Here is an 18,277-nt window from a genome sequence, read left to right as displayed (position 1 = left end):
TGATTAATATTCAAAAATAGATGTTCTATGGAATATCCATAAACTTATGCACCTGTAACGAAATTCTCCACTTCGGATTGTTCTTGATGTACTCAATTATTTCGGGTAACATCGTTTCCATCCTACTCCATTCAGGTTGTAGATACAGCATACAATTTGAAGAAATTACGTCCGCAAAACTTTCTGCCCATTCAAAATCTGATTGATTGTAGATAATTACTTTCAATTCGTTGGCTCTTGGGTATATTTCTGGATTGGGCTTTTTGAATTTCTTCGGTGAAAAACAAATCCAATCCCAATCACCTGTCACTTGCTCGCATACGCCAGAGGTTTCAATATTGGTTTCAAAACCTGCTTGATGTAAAGCAGTTGTCAATTCTTCTAAATTGTGCATGAGTGGTTCGCCGCCCGTCACCACTGCCAAACGTCCTTGGTGTTGAGAAGCCTCCTCCACAATTTGTTCGAGACTTAATTTTGGATGGGCGTTTATATCCCATGATTCCTTTACGTCGCACCAATGGCAACCAACATCACAACCGCCCAAACGGATAAAATAGGCGGCACGTCCTTGATGAAAACCTTCTCCTTGAAGTGTATAAAAAGCCTCCATGACTGGCAAGGCTTGCGTTGTTGATTGTATATTTTCAGTTACCATTTTCTCCTTTTTGAAATTATATTGACTTATACAACATAATTTTTATTCTCAGAATATTATTAGACCACCGCAAAATTAACATATTCAAGTTTGAAATCTTGTTTTGGAAGAAAAACAAAATATTCATCAACCTTTAATCCTGCAATTTCTACCATTTATCCATAAAAGATAATTTATTCTTATAGTACCTTGCTTTACATAGTACCTTATTATATCTTTGTAATAATAATTTAAGAAAAAAAGGTTAGTTAAATAATAAGCGAAGAGCGATTTGCGAAAAGCGAGTAAAGCAATCTAATTAATTATCAGTGTTTTAAATGAAAAAATTGAATCTTTTAAATACATTTTTGAGGTTTTAAGTTAATGCTTATTCACCGTCAACCGTTCACCATTTACCGTTAATTAATATGGATTTAGAAAACGCCAAAGTGCAAATGCGAAAAGGAATTCTTGAATTCTGCATTCTGCACATTATTTCAAGAGGTGAAGTGTATGCCTCTGATATGCTTGAAGAACTCACTTCGGCAAAAATTATGGTTGTGGAAGGCACATTATATCCGCTACTTACCCGCCTAAAAAACTCAGGACTTTTAGATTATAAATGGGTTGAGTCGGCATCTGGACCTCCTCGAAAATACTATGTTTTGACAGACACTGGTAGAGTCTTTCTGACACAATTTGAGGAAACATGGACAGACCTCCAAGCCTCTGTTGCTCAAATAATCCAAGATTCATTTCATCATCATCATCAACAAGACCAAGGTCAAGCGTAAAATTTTCAATCCACAATGTTCAATGCTCAGTGTTCAAATAATTCAATGAACATTTGAAATTGAGAATTTAAAAATACTCCAATGAAAAAGACAATATCAATCAATATCGCAGGCATCGTTTTTTATATCGAAGATGACGGATTCGATAAATTGAATGCCTATCTGAAAGCCATTCAGAAATATTTTTCCTCTTACGAAGGCTCAAAAGAAATCGTTGAGGACATTGAAGCACGCATTGCCGAAAAGTTTTGGGACAAACAAAAATCTGAGGACAAACAAGCTATTTCTTTGGAAGATGTAGAAGGTTTAATTGCCTCAATGGGTTCAGTTTCTGACTTTGCCGCCATCGAAGAAGATGAAGATTTGGCAATGGCAGGCGAAACGAAACAAGAAAATCCGAGCAACGCTTCAGAATCAACAACTACTGAAGAACCTCATAATCAACAACATAAACAGACTTTTGATTATAAACATTACTCCGCTCCTAAAAAATTATACCGTGATACTCGACGTAAAATTTTAGGTGGTGTTTGTGCAGGTTTAGCTTATAATTTGGGCTTCGACCCACTTTGGGTTCGTTTGGCATTTTTATTCTTGTTTTTAGGAATTGGACCAATCACAGCGGGGGTTTTATCAGGAATTTCGTTCGTTTTATACATTGCTTGCTGGATTGCGTTTCCTGCCAATGCGATGTTGGAAGAAGACGACCGTATTCGTAAATTTTACCGTAATCCCGACGGAAAAGTATTGGGCGGTGTTGTCAGCGGAATTGCCTCATACACAGGTTGGGATTTGGGAATGCTACGTTTTGTATCAGTTTTAAGTATCTTTATTTTCGGCTCTGGAATTGTTATCTATTTGATTTTGTGGGCAATAGCTCCAGAAGCAAAAACATTGACGGACAAAATGCAAATGTCTGGCGAACCGATTACACTTGAAAATATCGAGTCGAACATCAAGAAAACATTTAATGTTGAAAACAAACCAGAAGATTCTGTAACGAAACTTTTATTATTGCCTTTCAGAATTATCTCGCAGGTTTTCAAAGCTTTAGGACCTTTTGCAGAGTTTTTGATTTCGGCAGGAAAAGTTTTCATTGGTGGTATGATGACCTTTGTGGGGGTAGTTTTCATTGTAGCTTTATTCTTCGCTCTTTTTGTGGGAATGACGGCTTTAGAAAATGCCAATATCTATTTTGGCGACCACGTTCCAGTAGGTTTAATTGGTCGTGATGCTTCTCCATTAATGCTAATTGGTGCATTTTTAGCCTCAGCAGTTCCTGCATTTGTGGTTGCTTGGGCGGGTTTATCACTGTTGATTCGCAAAAATCTATTTACGCCAACTGTTTGGCAAAGTGCTTTAGGTGTTTTCATCGTCGGACTTCTCACAACTATGTACACAGGCGTACGTTACGCTCGTAATTTTGCTAAAACCGCATCAATTGAAAGAATTACCAACTATACAATTGACCCTAAAACCCCATTATTTGAGCTTAACTATACAGGATTGGGACAAGATTGGGAGCCTTCAACGGAAATAATTGGCTACGATGGCACAAATATCAGAGTTGAGCAGGTCTTTAGAGCTGATGGCCCAGACAAACAAGAAGCTGAAAAAAATGCTTTGGCGGTTAGCTATAATATTGTTCAAAAAGATTCCATCTTGAAATTTGATGACCGCTTAGAATTTAAAGACAATGCTCGTTTCCGTGACCAACACATCAGAATGAAGGTTTATATTCCTTACGAAAAACCATTTTCTATGACTCGTGGATTTGCAGAATTTATCGACAATTCCATTGAAAGAGAATATTGGGAAGATGCCGAAGGTGATAAATTTAAAGGTTCACTTTGGAAATTCACTAAAGAGGGTGATTTGGTTTGTATCAATAGAATTATTAAGGTTGAAGACGAAAACAATGATAATACTTACCGTGAGGACGATTTTACAACAGGAACGCCTATCAGAACACTTGATGTAAAAGGTTTTGAATACGTAAAAACGAACGGACAAAATGGTTCATGCAATATCATTATTCGTCAGGGCGGAGAATTTAAAGTGGAAGTTGGCGGTGTTGAAAACCTCGACCAACTTAAATATTCTGTTGCCAATAATACCTTAAATATTGAACAAAAAGACAATAGAGTTTTGGAAGTTCATATCACAATGCCAACTTTAAAAGGCATCACCATGAAAGGCGGAAATGGAGAAAGTTCAATTCATAATTTCTCAACTGACAATTTCACGGTTGATTTATCTGATAATAATTCGTTAAATATTAGCGGAAATGCACAATCATTAACGGCAAAATTAGCCTCAAATGCAAAATTACAAGCCTTTGATTTTGAAGCACTTTCGGTAAAAGTAGAAGCAAAAGACAATACCTCCGCAGAAATAAACGTGAAAGAAAAAATGGAAGCAAAAACATTTTCTCACGCACAAATTCGCTATCGTGGCGAACCTTCTGTAAGTCGTTCGGTACAACAAGAAGGCGGCTCGGTTGAGAAGGAATAAGGTCTGAACTATGATTTATTTGATTAAAAGATGGTGGGATTTTCATTCAGTAAGATAATCCTAAAATCGCTAAATCAAATAAATCATAGTTCAAACAATTTTCCAACCTAATGCAACCTTAATCTCTAAACTTGCATCTGATAAATAAACTAAAACAATATGAAAATGAAACTCAACCTCCGAAATTTATTTGCTCTTGTAACTTTATTATTCGTTACAAATTTATTAGTTGCTCAAAACAGAAAAGATTATTCGTTAAAAGGGTTCGACAAATTAGATATGTCAAACGCATTTCAGATTGATGTAACACAGGGTTCAAGTTATAAAGTAGCAGTAGATGCTGAGCGTGCAGAAGACCTTGAAGACTTAGAAGTTAAAATTAGTGGTGGAACACTCATCGCAAAATACCGCAGTAGCACAGGCTGGGGTTGGAACAAAAATCGTAAAAGAGTTACTTTCACCATTGTTATGCCAACGCTTAAAATGGTAGATTTTTCGGGTGCTACAAAATCTAAAATCTCAGGATTTAATGATTTAGAAGAAGTTTCTTTAAAATTCTCAGGAGCTTCTAACTCAGAAATTAACATTAAAGCTGATAAAGTAAATTTAGATTGCTCGGGAGCGTCGTCAATCAAAATGAACGGCAATACTTCAAAAATGAATTATGATGTGTCAGGAGCAAGTAATGTAAACTGTTACAATTTTGTTGCTCGTGACATTGATGCTGACCTTTCGGGAGCAAGTTCTGTAAAAGTAAATGCGTCAAAAACATTGACCGTTGAAGCCAGCGGTGCATCTTCTCTTCGTTATCGTGGGCAACCCTCTGTAAAATCAGATGTTTCTGGAGCGAGTTCGGTAAAAAGTGAGTAATTGTCTGAACTTAGATTTATTTGATTAGAGGATTTTAGGGTTATTCAGATATCATAAGTTTCTACAATCCAGGTTTAAACAAAGTAAAATCTTAAAATCTCTTAATCAAGCAAATCCAAGTTCAAATAGAAAAATCCCATCAGAAATGAACCTGATGGGATTTTTTTTGCGTTTCTTTGTTAGTAGAACAGCTTCCCAAGCTGTTGATAAATCCTAAAAGACAGTTTAGAAAACTGTCCTACCTCAAAAAATGTACGACTTAATTATCATCGGTGGTGGTCCAATTGGCTTGGCGTGTGGACTTGAAGCTCAAACAGCAGGACTTAATTATTTGATTTTAGAAAAAGGATGCTTGGTCAATTCGCTGTATAATTATCCAGCAAACATGACTTTTTTCAGTACGTCAGACCGTCTTGAAATTGGCGACGTTCCCTTTGTATCGAATAACGCAAAACCCACTCGTTCAGAAGCTTTAGAATATTATCGTCGAGTGGCTTTGCACCGTAAATTAAACATGAAGTTGTTTGAAGAAGTAGATAATATTTCGCCCAAATCAGACGGCATTTACACCATTCATACCAAAAAAGCATCCTACGAAACCAAAAATATCGTAATTGCCACAGGTTTTTATGACATTCCGTACTTAATGAATGTTGAAGGCGAAAACCTTCCAAAAGTAACCCATTATTATGAAGAACCGCATTTTTATGCTTTGCAAAAAGTGGTAGTTGTGGGAGCGAATAATTCAGCCGTAGATGCCGCTCTTGAAACGTGGAGAAAAGGTGCTGAAGTTACGATGATTATTCGTGATGCGGGGATTGGAAACAGAGTAAAATATTGGGCAAAACCAGATATTGAAAATCGTATTTTAGAAGGTTCAATTAAAGCATATTATCATTCAGAAGTAGCAGAAATCCGTGAAAATGAAATAGATATAAAAACACCAGAAGGAATTGTTACGATAGAAAATGATTACGTAATTGCCATGACAGGTTATCAGCCAAACCTCAATTTTTTACGTAAAATAGGCATCACTCTATCAGCCGATGAAATTATGAAACCGACTTACGATGATGAAACGCAAGAGACTAATTTACCTAACATTTTCCTTGCGGGTGTAATATGTGGAGGGATGAATACGCACTCATTATTTATTGAAAATTCAAGAATCCATGCCGTGAAAATCATTGAAAAAATCGTAAATTCACAATAAAATTTACACGCAATATTATGACAAGTACCGCACAAAGAAAAGTTCCTCGGAAAGTACCTGCCTATCTCATCAAAGAGATATTGAACGGTATTCCTATCTATTATAAAGGCTATAAAGCAGTTTTACGGAAAGAAAAAACATTAGAAAGTATTATGGGTGCAAGTGGATTACAGGTTTTTATTTTACGCTATTTTTCATACTTATTAATTCGCCAATTAGATGAAAATCAGTATTTTGTATTTACTGGAGAGGGTGGAATGCACCTTGATGTAAACAATAACCTTTCGGGAGATGTGATGATTTATGAGCAAAACAAATTGCCTATTTCTAAGATTGACACTCATTATTTAGATGTTCCTCCCAAAATAGACATTGAAATTGATGTCAGTATTGATACCACTGATTTTACGGAACAAACCTATATTTATCAAAAAACTGACCGTTTATTATCTTGGGGAGTTGAGAAAGTTATTTGGGTTTTATCGGCTTCAAAAAAGGTTATTGTGGCAGAACAAGGCAAAGATTGGCTATTAATAGATTGGTCGAAAGACATTGAAATTATAGATGGAATTAAGTTTAATATTTCACAATATTTAGAAAAATCAGGAGTTAATTTTTAAACCATAAAACCATGTCAGTAAACGCAAAACACATTGCAACATTTCTTTTGGGTGCAGCCGCAGGCGTTGCCCTCAACAAATATTTACAAACAGAAGAAGGCGAAAAAACGCTTGCTGATTTGAAAGATAAAGCGTCTCAATTGAAAACTGAAGCAGAAGGTGCTATTGATAAAGCACCAGAATATTTTGAGAAATTAAAAACGGAAGGTGCCGCAGCTTTAAAAGAGCAATTCCCTGATATTGAGAAGTTTTTACAGGATTTAATGGGAGGAATAAAACCTACAACGGGTGCTGAAGAAGTGAAGTAGTGGTAAGGTTTTAGGTTTAAGATAGCTTTTCCACTTCTTAAACCTAAAACCTTATTTATCACAACTAATTACACCTTTTGCAATTAGATATGGCAAAACAATATAAAGTGTTACGCCTTTTATCAAGAAAAAGAAAAAACCAGCCCAACCAAGTCGCTTGAGCCATGCTATAATTTTATTTTGAGGAGGTTGTTGAGTTTCCAAATCTTTGCTTTTATTTTTTCTAACACAAATTATTAGAATAAGGTTTACCTTTTGATAAATCTATTTTAGCATTTTATACTACAAAAGTACAACTGCTAAGTAAGAAATTATATCTTGCCTTCTGAAAACTTTACCTATTGTCCCTACTCTATAAATATCCTCAATTAAAGTTTTCTTACATCTTAAACTCTCATACCATGTTTAAAAAACAAATCTTCGTGGCTTTATGCCTTTTCGTCACTCCTATTATTTCTAATGGTCAAGCTAAAGAATCCCCTCAAAAAGATGAAAACACATATCTTGAGAAAGGGACTTGGTTATTAGGTGGCAATCTTTCTTATATCAATGTTTCAACCAAATACGCAAGTCAATCGTATTCAAATGGACTCTTTTTAGGTTCAATTTCGGCTGCAAATATGGTTACTCCCAATATTGCGATTGGTGGTAAAATAACTTATGTAAACTCATCAAATACAGGAGCTGCAATTCTTGGACCAATGGCTCGCTATTATTTCAATAATAACAAACCTGCTATGCCTTTTTTATTGGGAGAAGTTACAGTTAATACCAATGGAGGAAGTGCTGGTTATAATTTAGGTGCTGGATTAGCTAATTTTCTAAGCAAAAATGTTAGTATTGACATGATAGCAACCTATGGAAATAGCTATTCATTAGGAGGTATTCCGTATGGAGCAACCTCCAATTTAATGGGTCCTTCAATTGGAGTATTTGCACTACAAGCAGGACTCCAAATATACATTCCTTAGAAAATAAAACATTTAGAAAGGGACAATAAAAGGATTTCAAACTAATTTTGGAATCCTTTTATTTTTATGAATCAACTCATGAAATATCAATTAATTATCTCCGAAAATGCTCATCCTGTTCCTGATAATTCTTTTAATTTTCAGGAATATTTCTTTAATGAGATTCAACATTTAGAACATCAAGGCGGAGATACTTTATTTACTTTTTATTGGCAAAATATTAATTCTCAAACGATTGAGGCACGGTTTAGCGTAATTATCAACAATAAAATTGCCTACTCTCCTCTCAGAGCAACTTTTGGAGGAATAGAATTTAGTGAATCTCTTTCTGAAATTTCTTTACATCAATTCTTAGAACAAGTTGTATCTTTTCTTATTTCAAAAAATATTTCTGAAATCCATATCAATTCATATCCTGAAAAATATTTATCGGTACAACAAAAATATATTCTTGAAAACTGCCTTCAGAAATTACATTTCCAAATAAAATATACAGAACATAATTACGAAATTGATATTGCCGAAAAATCTTTTTTAGATACTATTGTTTCTCCAAGAGCCAAGCAATTACTTAAAAAATCAATAAGAAATGGTTTAATCTTCAACAAAGAACTAAATCCTGATTTCTTAACAATTCATGCTTTCATTGCTAATTCTCGATTACGAAAAAACCGTCCGATGACGATGACTTTGGAACAATTGACAGAACACTTCCATAAATTCCCTGATAATTTCCAAATATTCTCAGTTTATGATATTGATGTATTAATAGCCATTGGCGTTACCATTAAAATTAATTCAGACATTATATATACTTTTTACTTAGCTGACCATGAAGACTATTTAAAAATAAGTCCAACAATATCCTTATTGTCAAGTATTTACAAATACGCACAAAAGGAAAGTTATAAAATTTTAGATTTAGGGATTGCCACAGATAAGGGAATTTTAAATGAAGGTTTAGCAAGATTTAAAAGAAGTTTAGGCGGACAATTATCTGAAAAGAAAACATATTTCAGAAAAATTTAAGTTTTTTTTCTATTTGGTGTGACTTTTTGCAAAAGTTATCGTTCTATAACTAAGAAATACATTTTGTGTTCTTATCAGAATACTTAATTATATTTTGGTGTGTTAGTGATATTTTTAGGCGAGCCTTTGTGAGGTTCGCCTAATTTTTTGTTTAGAATTTGAACCCTATACCAACATTACCAGTATATTGCCCAACTTCCAAGTTGAGAGAAACCTTCTTCGTAACATAATATTTTGTTCCAACGTATGGACTAAAAATCATCTGTCCCACATTGTACCCTTGTTGAGTAACAGTCCCCTTATTAATTAGCTTTGCATCGGTAGGTAAAATTCCGTAAAATGGTGGAATGGTAGAAGGAGAACCTTTATACTGTTCAACTGTATTTGAATACTCGTCAACAAATGTTTTTTGATAACCAATCATCGCACCTGCGTACAAATCCCATTTACGAGTAGCATAATGTAAACCAAAGCGAAGTCCCGCAGTAATTGTTTGTTTCCTTTGGTCGCCTACATTTTTATAAATTGTATAGAGACTATCCGTATTATTATAACTTGGATAACTGCTTCCGTAAGGATTTTTTACTTGTGAATAGCTAAAAAAACCACCCAAACTTACAATTCCACGTGTACCGGGAAGTCCATAATCAAATGATATAGAAGGGGTAACTTGAGAATAACCCAAAGAACCCATTCCTCCTCCAACTCCCACCGAAAGAGTTTTATCCCCTTCTTTAAAAGCTTTTTGCTCGTCCTGAGCCAAAATTGAAACATAATTGGTGCAAACAATTGCCATAGTTAAATACGCCAAGCGTATGATAAAAGGTTTACGTAGATTTTGCATGATTTTATTAAAAGAGTTTAGTGAAAAAATATTCTTCCACTCTATTACGCAATCATGTACTTTATTATTCTAACACCATTTTCAATTTTAACACCTCTTAACAGTTTTAACAAAATAATGCAATATTTTAACATTTGGATTAACTTTGTGGGAAATAAGTCATAAGACGTTAAGACATAAGGCGTAAGTATAGAACAATGGGTTTTGAATAGTCCATTTTTAACTTATCTACAAAATACTTATGACTTACAAACTTACGACCCACGACTAACAGACTTAATAAATTTCCATGCAACACTTTCTATCTGTCAAAGATGCTATTGATGTTCAGGCTTTAGTAAAAGAGGCCTTATTATATAAAAAAACTCCTTATGCTGATAAGCACATCGGGAAAAACCGAACCATGGGGTTATTATTTTTCAACTCCAGTCTTCGTACACGTTTGAGTACACAAAGAGCTGCTCAAAATTTAGGACTTGAACTTATTGTCATGAACGTTGGGCAAGACGGTTGGGGCTTGGAATTTGAAGATGGTGCTATTATGGACGGCAACAAAGCTGAACATATCAGAGAAGCGGCTCCAGTTGTTGGACAATATTGTGACATCGTGGGTATTCGTAGTTTTCCCGGACTTCTTGACCGTGAAGAAGACTATTCTGAAAATGTATTAAATCAATTTGTAAAACATACAGGTCGCCCGATTGTCAGTTTAGAATCGGCAACTCGTCACCCATTACAATCTTTAACGGATTTAATCACCATTGAAGAATTGAAAACCAAACCACGTCCGAAAGTAGTTCTTTCGTGGGCTCCACACGTAAAAGCACTTCCACAAGCCGTTCCAAATTCATTTGCTGAATGGATGAACGCTGCCGACGTTGACTTTGTCATTACACACCCAGAAGGTTATGAACTCGCACCAGAATTTGCAGGGAACGCCAAAGTAACGCATAATCAAGAGGAAGCATTTAAAGATGCAGATTTTATTTATGCCAAAAACTGGTCGTCATACAATGAATATGGTAAAATTTTGAGTCAAGACCCATCTTGGAAGATTACGACAGAAAAAATGGCATTGACCGATAATGCCAAATTTATGCACTGTTTGCCAGTTCGTAGAAACGTAGTGGTTGATGATGCCGTTTTAGACTCGCCAAATTCGGTTGTAATTCAACAAGCAGGAAACCGTGTTTGGGCAGCCCAAGTGGTTTTGAAGCAGATTTTATTAAAAATAATCAGAGAAGAAAGCCCTTATTTATTTTAGGTTTTAGGGATTAGGTTTTAGGGGTTAGCAAAGTGAGTATTTAGCTTTTGTCCCTAATCCCCAACCCCTAAACCCTAACCCCTAATATGAAATTAACTATTATAAAAATTGGCGGAAACGTTGTTGATAATCCAACTCTTAGAGAGAATTTCCTTAACGATTTTGCACAAATACCTTCTCCGAAAATTTTGGTTCATGGTGGAGGAAAAATTGCCACGCAAGTTGCCGTAAAATTAGACGTTGAAACCGTCATGGTGGAAGGCAGAAGAATCACCGATAAAGCCATGTTGGACGTGGTTACGATGGTTTATGGCGGTTTGGTAAATAAAACCTTAGTGGCTCAATTACAAAGTAGAGGCGTAAATACCATCGGTTTAACGGGTGCGGATGCAGGCGTAATTTTATCTAAAAAACGTCCTGTCAAAGAAATTGACTACGGTTTTGTAGGCGATATTGAAAAAGTAAATAACGCTTTCATTGACAGTCTTTTAAAGCAAAATCTTGTACCTATTTTTGCTCCTTTGACCTTCGATAAAGAAGGAAATATGCTCAATACCAATGCCGACACCCAAGCCCAAGCCATAGCCGTAGCGATGGCAAAAGATTATGAGGTAAATTTGGTTTATTGTTTCGAGAAAAAAGGTGTTTTGACTGATGTGGACGATGATAATTCGGTAATCCCAGAACTACAAAAACCTTATTACGAGCAATTAAAAACAGACGGAGCTATTCATACAGGCATGATTCCGAAATTGGATAATGCTTTTAAAGCCATTTCAGAAGGGGTTTCGCAAGTAACCATTTGCCATGCGGCGGAGGTGAGATTAGCAGTAAATGAGGGGACGGCTGGGACTAAGATTGTTTAGTTATATCCCCTTGCCGTTGTCTGTGTCTTCACAGACAACTACTTTGGTCGTCTGTGAAGACACAGACGACGGCATCAAGGGTACGGCTGGGACGAAGATTATCTGATTATCTTTTTAACAAGTTTCACCAAAGACTCTTTTTTGAAGGAACTATCCTCCGATTTGTCGTACATCGTAAGTAGGTAAACATCACTTGATTCAGGTTCTTGATAAACAATGTAAGTAATGACTCTGAATCCGCCACTTTTACCGCTGCCTTTGCTTTCAACTGATAAACGAATTTTGTAAAGTCCTGAACCAAGAGAAGTACCTAAATGAGCATCTTCTTCCAATTGTTCTGCTAATTCCTCTATTTCATCTAAAATTGAAGGAAATTTCTTAGCAAAACGTTTTAATTTTGATTCAAAAGCATCTGAGTAGATACATTATTCATTACGAAGACTGGCAATTAAATCTTTAACGTTTCTTTTAGGTTTCAATCCTTTCTTCATTTGCTGAACATCGATAAGACTATTTTCTATTTCAGATAACAAAGGACTTTCTTCTTTAATAATCATAGAAAAGACCTTACTCTTTACTGAAACGGGCAAAGATTTATAGATTTCAAAATATGCTCTCGCTGTTGTCATAATCGTGTTGTTTAATTCCACAAATCTAAGCATTTTATTTATTTTTGTAGAAATATTACCCAAAAATAACCAACCCACAAATGCACACCAAAGGACTCCTTTTTGGCATAGCAATCGGCGACGCATTGGGCGTACCCGTTGAGTTTATGAGTCGTAAACACTTACAGGCAAATCCCGTAACGTGTATGCGTGCGTATGGTACGCATCATCAGCCCGCAGGTACGTGGTCAGACGATACGGCGATGTCGATGCTTTTGGTTGAACAATTGATTGAAGGTTACGATGTACAAAAATTAGCCAATCGTTTTTGCCATTGGTATCAATATAATCAGTGGACTCCACACGGAGAAATTTTTGATATGGGCGTTGCTACTCGTAATGCTATGGACAAACTTGCCAAAGGTGTACCTGCCTCATCATCAGGCGAATGCGACGATTATTCCAACGGAAATGGCTCTTTAATGCGTATTTTACCCTTAGCTGTTTACCTTCAAAATAAACCAATCGACGAACGTTTTAGAATTGTGAAAGAAGTTTCTTCGGTTACACACTCACATATTCGTTCAATTATTGGGTGTTTTTTTGCCGTAGAATTTGTCATTAACCTCTTGAAAAACAAGGACAAATGTGATGCTTACGCCGAAACACAGAACATCGTTCGTGATTATTTACATTTAATTAATATTAAAACTTCTGAAATAGAATTATATAACCGAATTTTGTTCGACGATATTTCAAGAATTCCACAAGAAGACATTTATTCTTCGGGTTACATTCTCCACACGCTTGAAGCCAGTTTATGGGCTTTCTTGACAACGGATAATTTTAAAGATGCCGTTTTGAAAGCAGTAAATTTAGGCGATGATGCCGATACAATTGGGTCTGTAACAGGAGGTTTGGCTGGACTATTTTACGGTTTCGAGCAAATTCCTGAAGAATGGGTAAATACTTTGGTAAAAAAAGAAGATATAGATGAATTAGGTGATAGGTTTCAGGAATTAGGTTTTAGGTAAAATCTCAGTAAACTAACCCCTAAAACCTAACACCCAACCCCTACGAAAAAATGACATTACAACAACAACTCACGCAGGACGCAATTGTTCTTTTAAAGCAACTCATTGCTACACAGTCTTTTAGTCGTGAAGAAAATCTTACAGGCGATATTCTCGAAGAGTTTTTTAGAGAGAGAAATATGCCTTTCCGTAGAAAAATCAATAATATTTGGGCAAAGAATAAACACTTCAATCACGAACTCCCAACTGTTTTATTAAACTCACATCACGATACTGTAAAACCCAATCCTTCTTGGACATTAAATCCGTTTGAACCATTGGTAAAAGATGGAATACTTTATGGTTTGGGCAGCAACGATGCAGGCGGTTGTTTGGTGAGTTTATTGGCAACTTTCTGTTATTTCTATCATCGTTCAGACCTGACTTTCAATGTTCTTTTCGTGGCATCAGCAGAAGAGGAGATTTCGGGAAAAAATGGATTAGAATTGCTTTTGAAAGAAAATGATTTGCCCGAAATCTCGTTTGCCATCGTGGGCGAACCAACTGAAATGCACTTAGCCATTGCCGAAAAAGGTTTGATGGTGGTTGATTGTACTGCTCATGGCGTAGCTGGACACGCCGCACGTGAAGAAGGAGATAATGCCATTTATAAAGCTATCAGAGATATTAATTGGATTCAGAATTATGAATTCCCGAAGGTTTCGCCAGTTTTAGGCAAAATGAAAATGTCGGTGACCATTATCAATGCGGGAAAACAACATAACGTTGTACCCGATACGTGTACTTTCACGATTGACTGCCGAGTGACAGAGCAATATACTTTGGAAGAAACTTTGGCAACTATTCAACAAAATATTGAATCAGACGCTCATGCCCGTTCTATACGTTTAAAACCTTCATCAATTCCGTTGGAGCATCCCATTGTTCAAGCAGGTTTGGCGATGGGTAGAAAAACGTATGGCTCACCAACCACGTCAGACCAAGCCGTTTTAGATTGTCAATCACTTAAAATGGGACCTGGGCATTCAGAACGTTCTCATACTGCCGATGAATTTATTTATCTTTCTGAAATTGAAGAAGGAATTGATTTGTACATCAAAATGTTGGGTAAAGTAATAATTGCTTCATAAACTCATGGTATTCGATAAAACATTTTAAACCACTTTTTAGTGGTTTTTTTTATATGTCTTCCTATATGGGTATCTTTGTAAAAATAACCATAAGACTACATGACAAATACACCTACAAAGTATATTTTTATAGATGAAAGTGGAGACCCCACTTTCTATGGTTCTGGGAAAAGATTATTGGTTGGTACGGTAGGCTTTCAACCATATCTGATTATTGGAATGATTGAGACACCCAATAGAAAAAAACTACGCAAAAAAGTTGTAGAGTTTATGGATTCTATCAAATCTGATGTTCTTTATAACACTATTCCGTCAATAAATACAAAAAAGGCTTGGTATGTTCATGCACGTGTAGATCATCCCGAAATCAGAATTAAATTCATTGAATTATTAAGACAATTACCTGATTATAAAGCACATATAGTCATTGCTCGAAAAGATTTATCTATATTCAATCGCAAACATAATAACAATCCTTCCGAATTTTATTTTGATGTGTTACATCATTTGTTAGAAAATAAATTAATTGATTGCAATACACATTATAGACTCTTTTTATCACAAAGAGGTAATAATTCGATGAATAGATTTAGTGAAGCAGTAGCAAAAGCCTTAAAAGCTGATGCAATTAAATCTGGTGAAAATCAAGAAATCAACTATTCATTAGAGATTGTTCCAAGTGAAGATATGCCTGAATTAAGTGTTATTGATTATTTGATGTGGGCTATACAGAGAAAACTTTTGAAAGGCGAAGAGAGATATTTTGAGGCACTTAAAGAAAAATATGGGACAATTTTAGAGTTATACGGAGAGCAATAAAAAAAGCTAAAAAATCCCGTCGCCCTCGTACCAATACTGGTATCACCCATCACGTGATGAGATATAGAAGCGATAAACTCTTTAGCTGATACAAAAATAATACATTATAATGTAAAAACAACACATTATAATGTAAAAAACAAAACATTTTAATATAAAAACAAAACATTTTAATATCAATCGTGAGCAAACTCTGGCAAAAAGATAACGTTTCGGTAAACGAAAAAATTGAAAAATTCACCGTCGGGCGTGACCCCGAATTTGACCTTTTACTTGCACAATTTGACGTATTGGGTTCTTTGGCTCATACCCAAATGTTAGAAAGCATTGGTCTTTTAGAGTCTTCTGAGTTGGTTGAAATTCAACAAGAACTCAAAAATATTTATGCCACAATTCAAGCAGGAGAATTTGAAATTGAAGCAGGAATTGAAGACGTTCACTCACAAGTAGAACTACTTTTGACTCGAAAATTAGGCGAAGCAGGCAAAAAAATCCACTCAGGGCGTTCACGTAATGACCAAGTTTTGGTGGACTTAAAACTTTTCACACGCTCTCGTTTACAAGAAGTGGCAGAAGCAACCAATCGTCTATTTGAATTATTGATTTCTTTAAGTGATAAGTTCAAAGACGTGCTTTTGCCGGGTTATACACACCTGCAAATTGCAATGCCATCAAGTTTTGGTTTGTGGTTTGGAGCGTATGCCGAAGGACTTGTGGACGATATGGAGATGCTTCAAACGGCTTATAAAATTGCCAATAAAAATCCATTGGGTTCGGGTGCGGGTTATGGTTCTTCTTTTCCATTGAACCGTACAATGACTACGCAATTGCTTGGTTTTCAAGAACTTCATTATAATGTTGTTTATGCACAAATGTCTCGTGGAAAAACTGAATTGTTTGCAACAACTGCCATTGCACAGGTTGCTTCGACGCTTTCACGTTTGGCAATGGACATTTGTTTGTACAATTCTCAAAACTTTGGTTTCATCAAATTACCCGATGAAATGACGACAGGAAGTTCTATTATGCCTCACAAAAAAAATCCAGATGTGGCAGAATTATTGAGAGGTAAAACGAATAGAATGAAAGGCTTACCCAATGAAATTCAATTAGTTATGGGAAATCTTCCGTCGGGTTATCATCGTGAAATGCAGATTTTGAAGGAAGTGCTTATGCCCGCTTTCGATGAAATTTTAAACTGCTTAGACATGACTTATTTCATGCTTTCAAATATTCAAGTGAAAGATGGAATTTTGGACGACCCAAAATATGATTTATTATTTTCAGTAGAAAGAGTCAATGAATTGGTTTTACAAGGTGTTCCATTCCGTGAAGCCTATAAAATAATTGGACATGAAATCAACGGAGGTACATATTCGCCAAACAGAAATCTAAATCATAATCACGAAGGAAGTATTGGTAATTTATGCAATGACCAAATTACTGTTATGATGAAAGAAGTGGTTGGTAGATTTGGTTTTGACAAAGTAGAAACAGCCATTTCAGACTTGTTAAAGTAATTTAACTGTTCTAAAATTTAATGAAAAAAATACTATTTTTCACTCCTTTTGGGGGTAGAACAGGCTCTGAAATGTTGATATGGAACATTTTTAAGCATCTAAATACTGATAAATTTCAAGTAGCAGTTTATAGTGATAAGGTTGGTAGTCTGAAAAATGACTTACCTTCTCACATTCCCTATTACACTTCGCCATTTAATTGTTCAGGCATTTCGCTATTAACAAAGAAATTATTAACGAAATTTGGGTATTCGGTTTATGAAAAAAACCTTATCAAGATTCACGAAGAACTAAAACCCGATTATTGGTACTTAAATACCAATCTTTCGGGACATTTTGTAGAACTTGCAGAAAAATTAGGGGTAAAAATTATTTCTCATATTTCTGAAATGCCCTATTTACTCTATGAATCTTTAGCTGAAAAGGATATAAAACCTATGCTTAAAGCTGAAATGACTTTGTGTTCATCAGAAGCAGGCAGACATTCTCTTGAAATATTAGAGGCAAACAACATCAAAATTCTATACCCACTCGTTGACTTACAAAGTATCCGCCCTTCCGAGTCGAACAAAAAAATCATTAAATCGAAACTAAATATTCCGTCAGATGCTTATATATGGGCAATGTCGGGAAGTTTAATATATCGAAAAGGTATCGACTATCTTCCACAAATTGTTCGTTTAATGCGTGAAAAAGACAAAAAATGCTATTTTATCTGGATGGGTGGTAAAACGGGTAGTGCCTCAGAATATTATTTCAGGAAAGAATTAGCATATTATCAATGTGATAATGTGCTTCTAACAGGAGCGTTGAGTGAGGAGTATTATGATTACTTCGATTTGGCAAATGCTTTTTTATTACCATCTCACGAAGAAACCTTTGGCATGGTAAATGTAGAAGCTGCTTATTTGGGAAAACCAATCATTACTTTCAACTCTGGAGGTGTAATTGATATTATGCGTGAAGGAATGGGTAAGATTGTTGAAAGTTGGAATGTAGAAGATTTAGTAAATTCGATGATTGATTTAATGGAAGGACGAATTGAAATTAATAAAGAAACGATGAGACAAAGAGCATTAGACTTTGACTCTTCAAAAATGTATCTTGAATGGGAAAAATTGATGGATACTTTGCCATAAATATGGACGAGTATCAAATTCATGTTAACCTAAAATTTTCATTCTCAAATAAATTTCACTCGTGCTTAGAATCATTCGATAACCACTAAAAATGATAACA

At 35.4% G+C, this 18,277-nt stretch carries 20 protein-coding genes; 15 read left to right on the top strand and 5 right to left on the bottom strand.

The features are described 5' to 3' along the window. Positions 1 to 25: 25 nt before the first annotated feature. Positions 26 to 655 (bottom strand): 7-carboxy-7-deazaguanine synthase QueE, encoded by a 630-nt coding sequence (locus tag LV89_RS03485; protein WP_229201465.1) that lies wholly within the window; start codon positions 653 to 655, stop codon positions 26 to 28. 407 nt (positions 656 to 1,062) lie between these two features. Between LV89_RS03485 and LV89_RS03480 the strand changes: the two genes are divergently transcribed. The 6 genes from LV89_RS03480 to LV89_RS03455 all read left to right on the top strand — a co-directional run bounded on the left by LV89_RS03480 (position 1,063) and on the right by LV89_RS03455 (position 6,953). Further along, positions 1,063 to 1,428, top strand: coding sequence for a PadR family transcriptional regulator (locus LV89_RS03480; protein ID WP_109741481.1), 366 nt, complete (start codon positions 1,063 to 1,065; stop codon positions 1,426 to 1,428). 81 nt (positions 1,429 to 1,509) lie between these two features. Further along, positions 1,510 to 3,942, top strand: coding sequence for a PspC domain-containing protein (locus LV89_RS03475; protein ID WP_109741480.1), 2,433 nt, complete (start codon positions 1,510 to 1,512; stop codon positions 3,940 to 3,942). A 165-nt stretch (positions 3,943 to 4,107) separates the two neighbouring features. Continuing rightward, a complete protein-coding gene (locus LV89_RS03470; protein ID WP_158279500.1) occupies positions 4,108 to 4,812 on the top strand; it encodes a head GIN domain-containing protein in 705 nt (234 codons plus the stop codon). A gap of 250 nt (positions 4,813 to 5,062) precedes the next feature. Then, on the top strand, positions 5,063 to 6,025 hold the full coding sequence (locus tag LV89_RS03465) for a YpdA family putative bacillithiol disulfide reductase (RefSeq protein WP_109741478.1): 963 nt from the start codon (positions 5,063 to 5,065) through the stop codon (positions 6,023 to 6,025). A 17-nt stretch (positions 6,026 to 6,042) separates the two neighbouring features. Beyond that, a complete protein-coding gene (locus LV89_RS03460; protein ID WP_109741477.1) occupies positions 6,043 to 6,645 on the top strand; it encodes a PDDEXK family nuclease in 603 nt (200 codons plus the stop codon). 11 nt (positions 6,646 to 6,656) lie between these two features. Beyond that, entirely contained in the window at positions 6,657 to 6,953 is a 297-nt protein-coding gene (locus LV89_RS03455; protein WP_109741476.1) for a YtxH domain-containing protein, read from the top strand. Positions 6,954 to 7,004: 51 nt separating this feature from the next. On the opposite strand, the gene LV89_RS25475 is transcribed toward LV89_RS03455, so the two are convergent. Further along, entirely contained in the window at positions 7,005 to 7,157 is a 153-nt protein-coding gene (locus tag LV89_RS25475) for a hypothetical protein (RefSeq protein ID WP_170117749.1), read from the bottom strand. Positions 7,158 to 7,354: 197 nt separating this feature from the next. On the opposite strand from LV89_RS25475, the gene LV89_RS03450 reads away from it, so the two are divergent. After that, the gene (locus tag LV89_RS03450) at positions 7,355 to 7,924 is read left to right on the top strand and encodes a hypothetical protein (protein ID WP_109741475.1); all 570 of its coding nucleotides are present in this window, start codon (positions 7,355 to 7,357) and stop codon (positions 7,922 to 7,924) included. Positions 7,925 to 8,002: 78 nt separating this feature from the next. Continuing rightward, complete coding sequence (locus LV89_RS03445; RefSeq protein ID WP_146199067.1) at positions 8,003 to 8,953, top strand: GNAT family N-acetyltransferase; 951 nt, start codon at positions 8,003 to 8,005, stop codon at positions 8,951 to 8,953. Between the two features lie 151 nt (positions 8,954 to 9,104). On the opposite strand, the gene LV89_RS03440 is transcribed toward LV89_RS03445, so the two are convergent. Beyond that, positions 9,105 to 9,797: a hypothetical protein gene (locus LV89_RS03440; RefSeq protein ID WP_109741473.1), complete on the bottom strand. Its 693-nt coding sequence runs from the start codon at positions 9,795 to 9,797 to the stop codon at positions 9,105 to 9,107. 289 nt (positions 9,798 to 10,086) lie between these two features. Between LV89_RS03440 and LV89_RS03435 the strand changes: the two genes are divergently transcribed. Further along, the gene (locus LV89_RS03435; RefSeq protein ID WP_109741472.1) at positions 10,087 to 11,061 is read left to right on the top strand and encodes an N-acetylornithine carbamoyltransferase; all 975 of its coding nucleotides are present in this window, start codon (positions 10,087 to 10,089) and stop codon (positions 11,059 to 11,061) included. 86 nt (positions 11,062 to 11,147) lie between these two features. Beyond that, on the top strand, positions 11,148 to 11,927 hold the full coding sequence (gene argB, locus LV89_RS03430; protein ID WP_109741471.1) for an acetylglutamate kinase: 780 nt from the start codon (positions 11,148 to 11,150) through the stop codon (positions 11,925 to 11,927). Positions 11,928 to 12,025: 98 nt separating this feature from the next. Here argB and LV89_RS03425 read toward each other — a convergent pair whose 3' ends face one another. Continuing rightward, complete coding sequence (locus LV89_RS03425) at positions 12,026 to 12,349, bottom strand: type II toxin-antitoxin system RelE/ParE family toxin (RefSeq protein ID WP_109741470.1); 324 nt, start codon at positions 12,347 to 12,349, stop codon at positions 12,026 to 12,028. A 3-nt stretch (positions 12,350 to 12,352) separates the two neighbouring features. Next, positions 12,353 to 12,556 (bottom strand): hypothetical protein, encoded by a 204-nt coding sequence (locus LV89_RS03420; protein ID WP_146199066.1) that lies wholly within the window; start codon positions 12,554 to 12,556, stop codon positions 12,353 to 12,355. A gap of 80 nt (positions 12,557 to 12,636) precedes the next feature. Between LV89_RS03420 and LV89_RS03415 the strand changes: the two genes are divergently transcribed. The 5 genes from LV89_RS03415 (at position 12,637) to LV89_RS03395 (ending at position 18,177) form a co-directional block, all read left to right on the top strand. Further along, positions 12,637 to 13,569, top strand: a complete 933-nt coding sequence (locus tag LV89_RS03415; protein WP_109741468.1) for an ADP-ribosylglycohydrolase family protein — start codon at positions 12,637 to 12,639, stop codon at positions 13,567 to 13,569. A gap of 50 nt (positions 13,570 to 13,619) precedes the next feature. Beyond that, a complete protein-coding gene (locus tag LV89_RS03410; RefSeq protein WP_109741467.1) occupies positions 13,620 to 14,699 on the top strand; it encodes a M20 family metallo-hydrolase in 1,080 nt (359 codons plus the stop codon). Positions 14,700 to 14,798: 99 nt separating this feature from the next. Beyond that, a complete protein-coding gene (locus LV89_RS03405; RefSeq protein WP_109741466.1) occupies positions 14,799 to 15,518 on the top strand; it encodes a DUF3800 domain-containing protein in 720 nt (239 codons plus the stop codon). A gap of 182 nt (positions 15,519 to 15,700) precedes the next feature. Beyond that, positions 15,701 to 17,038 (top strand): argininosuccinate lyase, encoded by a 1,338-nt coding sequence (gene argH / locus LV89_RS03400; RefSeq protein WP_109741465.1) that lies wholly within the window; start codon positions 15,701 to 15,703, stop codon positions 17,036 to 17,038. A 20-nt stretch (positions 17,039 to 17,058) separates the two neighbouring features. After that, positions 17,059 to 18,177, top strand: a complete 1,119-nt coding sequence (locus LV89_RS03395; protein WP_109741464.1) for a glycosyltransferase family 4 protein — start codon at positions 17,059 to 17,061, stop codon at positions 18,175 to 18,177. The last annotated feature ends 100 nt before the right edge of the window (positions 18,178 to 18,277 follow it).

The sequence above is a fragment of the Arcicella aurantiaca genome, from assembly GCF_003148625.1.
GTDB classification, from domain to species: domain Bacteria; phylum Bacteroidota; class Bacteroidia; order Cytophagales; family Spirosomataceae; genus Arcicella; species Arcicella aurantiaca.
Note: the sequence above shows the minus strand (reverse complement) of the source record. Positions and strands in the feature narration are given on the sequence as shown.